12 protein-coding genes are annotated in these 11,849 nt (G+C 41.3%); 5 read left to right on the top strand and 7 right to left on the bottom strand.

The window, feature by feature from the left end:
* The first annotated feature begins 3 nt into the window (after window positions 1-3).
* The 3 genes from accA to tilS all read left to right on the top strand — a co-directional run bounded on the left by accA (window position 4) and on the right by tilS (window position 3,518).
* Entirely contained in the window at window positions 4-963 is a 960-nt protein-coding gene (gene accA, locus Xvie_RS08530) for an acetyl-CoA carboxylase carboxyl transferase subunit alpha (RefSeq protein ID WP_086108903.1), read from the top strand.
* A 264-nt stretch (window positions 964-1,227) separates the two neighbouring features.
* The gene (locus Xvie_RS08525; protein WP_086108902.1) at window positions 1,228-2,145 is read left to right on the top strand and encodes a DMT family transporter; all 918 of its coding nucleotides are present in this window, start codon (window positions 1,228-1,230) and stop codon (window positions 2,143-2,145) included.
* Between the two features lie 32 nt (window positions 2,146-2,177).
* Entirely contained in the window at window positions 2,178-3,518 is a 1,341-nt protein-coding gene (tilS, locus tag Xvie_RS08520; RefSeq protein ID WP_086108901.1) for a tRNA lysidine(34) synthetase TilS, read from the top strand.
* A gap of 53 nt (window positions 3,519-3,571) precedes the next feature.
* Here tilS and rof read toward each other — a convergent pair whose 3' ends face one another.
* Entirely contained in the window at window positions 3,572-3,841 is a 270-nt protein-coding gene (rof, locus tag Xvie_RS08515; RefSeq protein ID WP_086108900.1) for a Rho-binding antiterminator, read from the bottom strand.
* A gap of 470 nt (window positions 3,842-4,311) precedes the next feature.
* Between rof and nlpE the strand changes: the two genes are divergently transcribed.
* A complete protein-coding gene (gene nlpE / locus Xvie_RS08510) occupies window positions 4,312-4,995 on the top strand; it encodes an envelope stress response activation lipoprotein NlpE (RefSeq protein ID WP_086108899.1) in 684 nt (227 codons plus the stop codon).
* A 91-nt stretch (window positions 4,996-5,086) separates the two neighbouring features.
* Here the strand turns inward: nlpE and proS are convergent, their stop codons facing one another.
* The 6 genes from proS to metN form a co-directional block, all read right to left on the bottom strand.
* Complete coding sequence (gene proS / locus Xvie_RS08505; RefSeq protein WP_086108898.1) at window positions 5,087-6,808, bottom strand: proline--tRNA ligase; 1,722 nt, start codon at window positions 6,806-6,808, stop codon at window positions 5,087-5,089.
* A gap of 115 nt (window positions 6,809-6,923) precedes the next feature.
* Window positions 6,924-7,631, bottom strand: coding sequence for a tRNA (N6-threonylcarbamoyladenosine(37)-N6)-methyltransferase TrmO (gene tsaA, locus Xvie_RS08500; RefSeq protein WP_086108897.1), 708 nt, complete (start codon window positions 7,629-7,631; stop codon window positions 6,924-6,926).
* Between the two features lie 33 nt (window positions 7,632-7,664).
* Window positions 7,665-8,060, bottom strand: a complete 396-nt coding sequence (gene rcsF, locus Xvie_RS08495) for an Rcs stress response system protein RcsF (RefSeq protein ID WP_086108896.1) — start codon at window positions 8,058-8,060, stop codon at window positions 7,665-7,667.
* Window positions 8,061-8,222: 162 nt separating this feature from the next.
* Window positions 8,223-9,038: a MetQ/NlpA family lipoprotein gene (locus Xvie_RS08490; protein WP_086108895.1), complete on the bottom strand. Its 816-nt coding sequence runs from the start codon at window positions 9,036-9,038 to the stop codon at window positions 8,223-8,225.
* Window positions 9,039-9,162: 124 nt separating this feature from the next.
* Window positions 9,163-9,816, bottom strand: coding sequence for a methionine ABC transporter permease MetI (locus Xvie_RS08485; protein WP_086108894.1), 654 nt, complete (start codon window positions 9,814-9,816; stop codon window positions 9,163-9,165).
* Window positions 9,809-10,840 (bottom strand): methionine ABC transporter ATP-binding protein MetN, encoded by a 1,032-nt coding sequence (metN, locus tag Xvie_RS08480; RefSeq protein ID WP_086108893.1) that lies wholly within the window; start codon window positions 10,838-10,840, stop codon window positions 9,809-9,811. The genes Xvie_RS08485 and metN overlap by 8 nt, the downstream gene beginning before the upstream one ends.
* A 178-nt stretch (window positions 10,841-11,018) precedes the next feature.
* Here metN and gmhB point away from each other — a divergent pair, with 178 nt between their 5' ends.
* On the top strand, window positions 11,019-11,585 hold the full coding sequence (gene gmhB, locus Xvie_RS08475; RefSeq protein WP_086108976.1) for a D-glycero-beta-D-manno-heptose 1,7-bisphosphate 7-phosphatase: 567 nt from the start codon (window positions 11,019-11,021) through the stop codon (window positions 11,583-11,585).
* Window positions 11,586-11,849 lie beyond the last annotated feature (264 nt).

Below are 11,849 nucleotides of genomic sequence, written 5' to 3'. Positions count from 1 at the left end.
GTTATGAGTCTGAATTTTCTGGATTTTGAACAGCCAATTGCCGAGTTGGAAGCGAAAATCGATTCGCTCACCGCAGTTAGCCGTCAAGGTGAAAAGCTAGATATCAATCTGGATGAAGAAGTCCAGCGTCTGCGGGAAAAAAGCCTGGAGCTGACTCGCAAGATTTTCGCTGATTTAGGGGCATGGCAAATTTCCCAGCTATCACGTCATCCACTGCGCCCTTATACACTGGATTATATTAAGCACATATTTACTGACTTTGAAGAATTGGCGGGTGATCGTGCCTATGCTGATGACAAGGCAATTGTAGGTGGATTGGCGCGCATTGATGGTCGTCCTGTCATGGTGATTGGTCACCAGAAAGGGCGTGAAACGAAAGAAAAGATCCGCCGTAATTTTGGTATGCCATCGCCTGAAGGTTATCGCAAGGCGTTGAGATTGATGGAAATGGCCGAGCGTTTCAAATTGCCAATTATTACTTTCATTGATACTCCTGGCGCTTATCCTGGGGTTGGTGCAGAAGAACGCGGTCAATCAGAAGCTATTGCACGTAACTTGCGTGAAATGTCTCATCTTTCTGTACCTATCATCTGCACAATTATTGGTGAAGGAGGCTCTGGCGGAGCATTGGCACTGAGTGTCGGTGATAAAGTGAATATGCTGCAATACAGTACTTTCTCCACCATCTCTCCTGAAGGCTGTGCTTCCATTTTATGGAAAAGTGCTGAAAAAGCACCATTGGCGGCTGAAGCTATGGGGAATACTGCCCCACGTCTGAAAGAATTGAACCTGATTGATACGGTAATTTCAGAACCACTGGGTGGCGCGCACCGTAACCATGAAGAAATAGCTAAAACATTGAAGACTCAATTATTGGCTGATCTTTCTGAGTTGAGTGAACTGAACAGTGAAGAATTAGTTAATCGCCGTTATGAGCGCTTGATGCAATACGGTTACTGCTAAGGTCTGCAAGTAAATTCCGGAAGCTATTATTATCATGGCTTCCATAATAAAGTGTTACTCTTAATATCGCTTTATTTTTAATATCCCTAATAGCAGGTGGAAAGCATAAAGGAGTGATAACTCCCCAGTATTTCCACCTGTTTTGCTGTTTCTAAGAGTGAAATCATCACGGTATAGATGATCTACTATTATTATTTCTGATGACATTGGGTTGGAATAGGTGCCTCGTGAGCTGGGCTTTAAAATAATAAGTTGAGTTTTTCTATGGCCAAATACAAATATATTATTTACGCTTTTTCTTGTGTGTTTATCTGGAGTTTTATTCCTTCTATATCGCGTTTTGGTCAGAAAGAGATGGATCACTTCCAATATTTATTCTGGTCAAATATTTTGTCTGTTTTGGCGGTCTTTGTCGTTGCTCTCATGATGGGAAGAACTTGGAAAAGGCTTTTATTCATTCCTTTGCCCGTTATGCTTAAGGTGTTGATCTTAGGTGCTTTGGATTGTTTCTTCTATTTGCTGCTTTATTATGGTTATTCCATCGAGAATGGTGTTGCTGTTTTGGTGATCCAATATAGCTGGCCGCTAATGATTATTGGATTGTCGTTTTTCCTGTTCAAAGAGAAACTGTCGATCAGGCAGATGATTGGTATTGCAATGGGTTTTATGGCTGTTGTAATCACTTTCACGAAGGGAAATATTACCGAGGTTGCGGTAGAACATCCTCAGGCGTTGTTGCTGGTATTCAGCGGGTCATTTTGTTTTGCATTAATGTCAGTATTATCGAGGCAATTCGCTATTGATCCCTATATTAGTACGTTCTGGGTATTCCTGTGTTCTACATTAGTATCTGCGATATTTATGTTTACTTTCAGCAGCATTAATTTACTTGTCGGTGATTCACTGATGCCAACATTGCTTAACGGTATTATATTAAATGGTGTCTCTTATATTATTTGGTTCAAGGCAATGAGTAGCCCTGATTCCCATAAAATTGCTTCAATCTTATTCTTATCACCAGTCTTGTCGATGATGTGGATTATTCTGTTTTTTGGTGATGCTTTTGTCCCTGCCTATGTGATTGGGCTAGCGCTGGTTATCATTTCTGGATTACTTTGCATCAGTGCGAAGAGAAAAATTTCCGGACAAAATAAATTGATGGATGATCTGATTGAGGATTGATCTGGCAAGAATGAAAAAGGTTTGGTTCTATAATGATAAATATTCATGATCACCTGCTCACGACGTTGGCAGAACAAATTGGCCAGCATAAAAAGATTTTAGTTGGATTTAGCGGTGGATTGGATTCCACCGTATTGTTGCATTTGCTTGTTCGTTTGCGAGCCCAATCTCACCAATTGAATAGTGAGCGAATGGTATTAAGGGCAATTCATATTCATCATGGTTTAAATGCAAAGGCAGATTTATGGGGTGAACATTGTCGTCAGGCTTGTGCTGATTGGCAGGTCGATTTTCGGATAGAAAAAGTCACACTTGATACATGTCAGAATGGGATTGAAGCTGCGGCTCGAAGTGCTCGTTATCACGCTTTCCAACATGAGCTACAGCAGGATGAAGTTTTAATAACGGCACAACATCTTGATGATCAGGCAGAAACATTTTTATTAGCATTGAAACGAGGTAGTGGCCCGGCTGGGTTATCTTCCATGCCTTCCAGAATGCCATTTGCGGGAACAACATTGATTCGTCCTTTGCTGAATGTAAGTCGTGCAGAATTGGAAGAATATGCTCAGGCACAAAATTTGCAATGGGTAGAGGACGATAGCAATCAAGATGATCGTTATGACCGTAATTTCCTGCGTCTGAATATCATGCCTTTACTCAACCAGCGTTGGCCTCATTTTCCGCAAGCCGTTTCCCGTAGCGCCAGCTTGTGTGGAGAGCAAGAACAATTGCTGGACGAATTGCTGAAAGAATCTTTGAATGAATTGGTTACATTGGAAGGTTCAATATCTATTTCTCCTTTGGAAAACAGTTCTGAAGCAAAACGAAATGCGTTGTTACGACGATGGCTCAATCAATGTGGCGTAAAAATGCCAGCACGAGAGCAGCTTCAACGAATTTGGTCAGAAGTGGCGCTTGCGAGGCAAGATGCAGAACCTCGCTTTAGATTAGGGCAATATGATATTCGCCGTTATCGGCAGCAACTTTGGCTGGTGCCTCAATATCAGAATCTGGCGGGTTCTATTCTTGAATGGGATATACAACAGAAATTGATGTTACCAAATGGGTTGGGAACACTGAGCCTTTCGCAAGAAAACGGTATTAAAGTAAGAATGCCAAACGGTAATGAGCAAGCAGCAATTCGTTTTGGTGTTCAGGGCAATATTAGTATTGTGGGGCGGCAACATTCCCGCCACAGTAAAAAACTGTGGCAAGAGCTGGGGGTTGCACCTTGGCTCAGAGAGAGAACACCTTTGCTCTATTACAATGAAAAACTGATTGCAGCACTGGGCGTTTTCATCACTAAAGAAGGTCAGAGTTTGTCTGATGACGAGAGGGTTTTTGTTCAGTGGAAGAAAATTAATTTTTAAAAAAGTCCTTATCTAATATAAGGACTTTTGGAAGGGGAAATTGCTATTTGCGGTTATGATGAAGAATGCTCAATAACAATCGTACCAATTTCTGGATTGCTGAAACTGATAATGTGATCCAACCTTAATTCACGGGTTTCTTTATTTGACTCGACGATAAGATATTCAACTTTTCTTCTCAAAATTAATTCCTTAGCCTTACCCTCAAATAATTTACCACCCAGCAATTGAACATGTAAGTGTAACTGGCGTTGGCAAGCGATTTCGAGGTTATCGTAATCGTCACAGTTAATTGGTTGATATTCTTCGTTATTTATAGACATATTTGCTCACCACTATGTTAGTGGCGGTTATCGTGCCGCCCGTGATTGACCAAAATCAAACGTAAAACGCTTCTTACGACTATAGCACAGTAAGCTTTCGTGATTACTGGGTAAGTCTGTGAGAATTTTGTTGAAACAGGAAGTAGATTAAACCTGTATTTTATCATTTCGCAACGAGATTAAGTAAGTAACGCAATTAAGTCATACTATTGAATTTTTATCTCCATGTAATTTGGATTACAGTAAAGTAACGTCAATCTTGTTACGTGAAGCTCATGTTTTATAGGTAGCGGACGTTATAAAAAAGGGTTATACGCTGTCAAGTTGGTATTTTGTGGTTGTGCTTAATCTTAGTCTTAGAGCTAATTCTGACCACAGAATTAGCAATATTTTTGAAGCTTTGTTTATTTTGCTAACGTATTGTAACTTGAAAATAATTAATTATCTTTTTGAATTTATTGGGTTAAATGATGAATAAAAAAATATTACTTGCATTGCTGGCTGCTGGGGTTTTCAGCATAGCGGGATGTCAGAACATTTCGGTCACGCAAAATAATCCCATATCTCAGGAACAGTTCCAATCAACAGAGAAAGTGTTTAGTGGTGTTATCCCTTGTGCAGATTGTTCAGGTATTGAGACGACCTTGCAGCTTGCTAAGGATGGAACTTATATATTGGGACAAACCTATTTAGAAGCTAAAAGTGAGGAAAATACTTTCTTTGAAACGGGTCATTGGGCGATAAACGGCAAAAAGATTATCTTGAGTAATCAAGATGGTAAAAAATCTTATTACCTGATTAACGGTGAAAATTTGGACATGCTGGATATCAATGGAGAGCCGATTCAATCAAGCTTCAATTATGAATTAGATAAAGTAACACCGAAAAAACTGGCTGGGGAATACAGTTATTTTGCTGATTCAGCGCTTTTTACAGAATGTGATACCGGAAGACGTTATGATGCTTCTGAAAATATCGATTTAGAACGTGGTTACAGTGCTATGGGAGTAGAAGGCGGAACTCCTGTTTATGTGGAAATAGAAGGCTACTACACGCTTCGCCCTTCAATGGAAGATGGGTTGTTTGATAATGCAGTAATCCAAACAGGTAAAATTCGTTTTGATAAAGCCTCTTCCTGCCATGCCAAGAGATAACGAATAACAGAGGAATATAGGCTATATATGAAAAAACCTGCGTATTAATTGCGCAGGTTTTTTCAGCTTAGGCAGATACTTTCAAGCAGAATTAAGCTTGTTGAATATGACCTTTCAGATAATCAACAATATTTTCCAGCTTCAGCATTTGCTTGTCACCAGTGCGGCGGTATTTGTATTCGATTTCACCGTTATCTAAGTTACGATCGCCGATAACCAGAGTATGGGGTACACCGATCAGTTCCATATCAGCAAACATGACCCCAGGGCGTTCTTTACGATCATCGAGAATCACATCAATACCGCTGGCACGTAAGTCTGCATATAATTTTTCAGCGACTTCTTTCACGCGGTAAGATTTGTGCATGTTCATTGGCAGGATTGCTACTTGGAATGGGGCAACTGCATCTGGCCAGATAATGCCACGATCATCGTGGTTCTGCTCAATGGCGGCTGCGACGATGCGGGTTACACCAATACCGTAGCATCCCATGGTGATAACTTGATTATGTCCATCTTCATTTTGTACCGTTGCTTTCAAAGCTTCGGAGTACTTGGTCCCTAATTGGAATATATGACCAACTTCAATACCACGCTTGATTAACAACGTTCCTTTGCCATCAGGGCTTACATCACCTTCAACAACATTACGGATATCAGCGACTTCCGGCTGTGGTAAGTCACGCTCCCAATTAATGCCAAAGTAATGTTTGTCATCAATATTAGCACCAGCACCGAAATCACTCATGATGGATACGCTACGGTCAATAATGACAGGGATAGGCAGGTTGACCGGGCCTAAAGAACCAGGACCTGCTTTCACGATGGCGCGAATTTCTTCTTCGGTAGCGAAATTCAATGGGCTGGCTACCAAAGGCAATTTTTCTGCTTTGATCTCATTCAGTTCATGGTCACCACGTACCAGCAAAGCAACTAATTTGTGTCCGCTTTCTTCTGCGGCATGAACGATCAGCGTCTTGACAGTTTTTTCAACTGGCAGATTGAATTGTTCAACCAGTTCAGCAATGGTTTTGGCGTTCGGTGTATCGATCAGACGCATTTCTTCAGATGGTGCAGCACGCTCTTGAGATGGCATGACAGCTTCAGCCAATTCAATATTAGCAGCATAGTTAGATTCGGTAGAGAAAACGATGTCATCTTCACCACTGGCAGCCAGAACCTGGAATTCATGAGAAGCGTTTCCGCCAATTGAACCGGTGTCTGCCAGAACTGCGCGGAAATCCAAGCCGATGCGGGTAAAGATTTTACTGTAAGCATCGTACATCTTATCGTAAGTCTCTTGCAGAGATTCTTGGCTGGTATGGAAAGAGTATGCATCTTTCATGATAAATTCACGTGAACGCATAACACCAAAACGTGGGCGCACTTCATCACGGAATTTGGTCTGGATCTGGAATAGGTTCAGTGGAAGCTGCTTATATGAAGTGACTTCATTACGAACCAGATCGGTGATAACTTCTTCATGAGTTGGTCCCAAAACGAAAGGACGCTCACCACGATCAACAAAGCGCAGTAATTCTGGGCCGTATTGTTCCCAACGGCCACTTTCCTGCCATAAATCCGCTGGCTGAACTACCGGCATGGAAACCTCAATCGCCCCTGCATTATTCATCTCTTCACGAACAATGTTTTCAACTTTTTTCAACACGCGGACACCTGTCGGCATCCAGTTGTATAAACCTGAGGCGAGTTTACGGATCATGCCGGCACGAAGCATCAGTTTATGACTGACTACTTCCGCATCAGCAGGTGTCTCTTTTAAAGTAGAGAGCAGATATTGGCTAGTACGCATAGTAAGTTTCCATTGGATAGCACATTGCTTCTGGGCAGTAAGATATTACTACCCAGCCCAGAAAATAAAGACAAACCGCTAGTCTACCAGTGAGCTTGCGATGTCAAAAGGAGTTTTAATGGCGTTCGATAGAAACCACTTCTGTTATGGCATCAAAAACCCGCCAACGAACGTTGAAGTCTAAGATGTGAGCTGCATATATTCGGTTTTCCTGCGCTTTTTTACGGTAAGCAGGGCGGGGATCCTGAGCCAATATTTGGCTGATAAATCGCCTTAAGTGAGGGTGATTGGTTCTGTAGGATAAAAGTTGGTATTCTGCTTCTGGTGAGAAATTGACTGCCATGTCTGTATCTGGTGCTGTTTGGGCAAAACCCGCTTTGGCTTCTGAACGTGCTTCGGCGAAAGGCAGGTAAGGTTTGATGTCGATAACAGGTGTACCATCCACCAAATCTAAACTACCAAGTTCTAGAATGACACGGTTGTTCTCGCATTGAATGCTTTTCAGTTCTACCAGTGACATACCAATTGGATTGGGACGGAAAGTTGAACGGGTGGCAAACACGCCCATTTTTGCATTTCCGCCCAAACGGGGAGGCCGTACCAATGGATTCCAGCCACCATCCATGGTTTGATGAAACACAAAAATAATCCATAAATGGCTGAACTGCTCCAGCCCGCGTACTGCATCAACCTGATTGTAGGGAGCAAGTAACTCCAGCTGCCCTGTACCATCTTCGACCAAACCCGGTTGACGGGGAATGGCAAATTTCTCTTTATAAGGAGAATGAATGGTTCCTATTTCTGTAAAATGAAAATCTGCCATGAGCGTTTTTTTATAATAAAGATTCAGTCATAATTATTTATTGGTTGTCAGTAATGCTGACCCTTCACAAATGGCAATTTGGTAGCAGCCTTGGCCAGATAAAATTGCACATTGATGAAGTAAAACTGCGTTTGCATTTAGATAAGAAGCTTTTGCTAACATTTTTTGCCGTGCGGTTGCAATACTGGCAGGAGAGTCTTGCAGTGTACTGCGGCAGGATTCTCCGGCGACAATACCTAATTCTTTAAATGTCAGACCTAAAAGCTCATCCGGTTTGGTATATAGGCGGACATAAGAGGAAGTTTTGTTTTCCTTGGTTGACTGATATTTCAACTTTGAATCAGGCACATCAGATTTATCGAGCTGAGTTTGTAGTGAAGTACACCCAGCCATAAAAAAAGCCATGAAACAGATAGCTAACACACGCATCGAGTTGAGTCCTCATATTGATAGTGTCAGTGAGTGGGGATTGAGTGAATATCAGTGCCAAAAATAATCATAGAAACGTTTTCTTCTTTCACTCAATAAAAATGGGTGGACATAAAAATATCCACCCAATGATTTTAATCTTGATTGACTGAATAGGAAAGATTACCAGCCTTTTATTGCACCACCCTTGAAGACTTTATCAGCTTCTTTCTCTACTTCTGGAGATTGGTACGCTTTCACGAATTTCTGCACATTTTCCGCACTTTTATTATTTTCACGACTGACAATAATATTTACGTAAGGTGAATTTTTATCTTCAACAAAGAGTCCATCTTGCTCTGGTGTTAACCCAATCTGCCCTGCATAGGTATTATTGATAATTGCAAAAGCAATCTTTTGGTCGTCCAATGAACGTGGCAGTTGTGGTGCATCCAGTTGTACGATATCTAAGTGCTTAGGATTGCTGGTAATGTCTAAAATAGTTGGCAGCAGACCAACACCCTCTTTTAGGGTGATAAGACCTTGTTTTTGTAATAACAGCAGAGCGCGGCCCTGATTGGTCGGATCGTTGGGGATGGCAATTTGAGAACTATTTTGCAATTCATCCAGTGACTTAATTTTTTTGGAATAGGCCGCCATTGGGAAAATGAAAGAGTTACCAACAATTGCCAATTTGTAGTTACGTTCTTTCACTTGCTGATCTAAAAAAGGCTTATGCTGGAAGACATTCACATCAATGTCTCCCTTGTTCAATGACTCATTTGGCAGAACATAATCATTGAATGTAGTCAGTTCAACATCAAGGCCATATTTATCTTTAGCCACTTGTTTGGCAACTTCAGCAACTTTAAGTTCAGGTCCTGCGATAACGCCAACCCTAATATGGTTTGGGTTACGTTGTTCCTGCCCACAACCGGCAAGAATTAATGTACCTAATAATGCACCGATTGCTGCAATGGATTTCAATTTTACTGACATATTTTCACCCCTATTGAATACTGATTTATAACCTGTCTTATTAAGTTACTGTGTACCGCTATAATGAGGCTCTTAGGTATAGGCCCTGTAATGAGGGCCTTACTAAAACCTTGTTGAAATAATCTTATTTACGATTAACAGCTTTCACTAAATGATCACCGCCTAACTGAATCAAGAATACTAAAACAACCAATAATGCTAATACAGTATTCATCACTGTCGCGTCATAGCCGATATATCCATACTGATAGCCAATCTGCCCCAAGCCTCCGGCGCCAACAGCCCCGCCCATTGCAGAATAACCAACTAGTGTGATTAAGGTTATGGTTGCGGCATTAATCAAACCTGGTAATGCTTCCGGCACTAGGATCTTTTTGACAATTTGAAACGGTGTTGCTCCCATTGCACGTGCTGCTTCAATTAGGCCAGTCGGAATTTCCAATAATGCATTTTCCACCATGCGGGCAATAAACGGTGCTGCCCCCACGGTCAGCGGAACAATCGCTGCCTGCAATCCGATTGATGTTCCTACAATCAGACGGGTAAATGGAATCATCCATACCAATAGAATAATGAAAGGTATCGAACGCGTAATATTTACCAATGCAGAAAGTATGCGATAAAGAGCACCATTTTCAATAATCTGTCCAGGACGGGTAACATACAAAAGCACGCCAGCCGGTAATCCAATAACAAAACCAAAGAAACCGGAAACGAAAGTCATTACAAGAGTTTCCCAGACTCCTTTAACTAATAATAAAATCATTCCTTCAGACATAACCGAGAACCTCTACTTTCACATGATGCTTTTCTAAAAATGCAATTGTTGATTTGATACTATCGCTTTCCCCGTCTAATTCAGCCAGCATAACCCCGAATTTAACACCACCGGCGTAGTCGATTTGGGAACTTAATATGCTGATATCAATATTAAAGTGGCGAACAGCCATCGAAATTAAAGGTGCATCAACTGATTTACCTGTGAATTCCAGTTTCAATAATGGACTGCGATCAGGCGCGGATTCCGGTTGTAACTTCTTTAAGTAATCTTCAGGAATATCCAAATGCAACGTAGATTTGATAAATTCTTGGGCAATCGGCGTCTTGGGATGTGAAAATATTGCGCTCACAATATCTTGTTCAATTAATTGACCACCACTGATGACGGCGACTTGATCACAGATACGTTTAACGACGTCCATTTCATGGGTAATTAGAAGAATAGTTAATCCCAGTCGACGATTAATGTCTTTTAATAATTCTAGTATAGAACGAGTTGTTGCTGGATCCAGAGCGCTGGTGGCTTCGTCACACAAAAGCACTTTGGGAGAGTTTGCCAGTGCCCGTGCAATAGCAACACGCTGCTTTTGACCACCAGATAAATTGGCAGGATAAGCATCATGTTTGTCTGTGAGGCCGACTAAATCTAGCAGTTCGTTAACTTTGGCCTTGATATCGGCTTTTGACGTGTTATTAAGTTCTAAAGGTAACGCAACATTGTCAAATACTGTTCTGGATGACAACAAATTAAAGTGCTGGAAAATCATGCCAATATGACGACGTGCATGAGTGAGTTCACGTTCTGAAAGAGAAGTGAGATCTTGCCCAGCCACTAATACCTGACCAGAGGTCGGACGTTCAAGCATATTTACACAGCGGATTAGGGTGCTTTTGCCTGCACCGGAAGAGCCAATGACGCCATATATTTGTCCCTGTGGGACATGCAGGTTGATATCTGAAAGCGCCTTTATAGAACGCGTTCCTTGTTGAAATATCTTATTTATCTGAGTCAGTCTTATCATTTTTTTCTTATTAGATGTAGAGATGAACGACTTGAGAACATTTCAACAAGCCATGAATTAAAGTGGATGTTAAGGCGTCTAGACGTCTAAGTCAACTATGAATAAATTAAATGCTGCATTCTCATTCAGTAATAAATCATGCGATACTGTCCGCTTGGTACATTCTTGGAGCAATCAGGTGACTCAAGGTATTCCCGCCGTATTTTTAGATCGTGACGGCACGATTAACATCGATCATGGTTATGTACATGAGATAGATAATTTTCAATTTATTGATGGTGCGATTGAAGCCATGCTTGAATTGAAAAAAATGGGCTATGCTCTGGTTTTGGTTACAAATCAGTCAGGTATTGCACGTAAGATTTTTACTGAAGATCAGTTTATGCAATTAACTGAATGGATGGATTGGTCATTGGCGGATCGAGGTGTTGATCTTGATGGCATCTATTATTGTCCGCATCATCCAGAAGCAGAGGATGGAGAATATAAGAAGTGTTGTGACTGCCGCAAGCCGCAATCAGGCATGTTGCTGGATGCACAGAAAGAATTACATATCGATATGTCTTCTTCTTATATGGTAGGAGATAAAATAGAAGACATGTTGGCGGCCAATGCAGCGAAAGTTGGAACCAAAGTTCTCGTTCGTACAGGAAAAACAGTAACAGAAGAAGCAGAACAAGCAGCAGATTTAGTGGTTAATAGCTTGTCAGACCTACCAAATGTGATAAAAAATAGGCAAAAATAACCTTTTGGGCTAAATTGTGAGCTGTTAAACGGAAAGTTACAAAAAAAGACTTGCCTAAATCAGAATGGTCCCTATAATGCGCTCTCGTTGTCACGGCAAACACACAAATTTGCCGGGGTGACAAAGTGAAAGACCTTGAAAAATAAGGCTTGACACTGAAAGAGGAAAGCGTAAGATACGCAGCCTCGCAACCGGGAAACGAATCATCGGTTGCAATGCTCTTTAACAATTGAATCAGACAATCTGTGTGGGCACTCGCAAGAC

The organism is Xenorhabdus vietnamensis (assembly GCF_002127535.1).
GTDB lineage: Bacteria > Pseudomonadota > Gammaproteobacteria > Enterobacterales > Enterobacteriaceae > Xenorhabdus > Xenorhabdus vietnamensis.
Note: the sequence above shows the minus strand (reverse complement) of the source record. Positions and strands in the feature narration are given on the sequence as shown.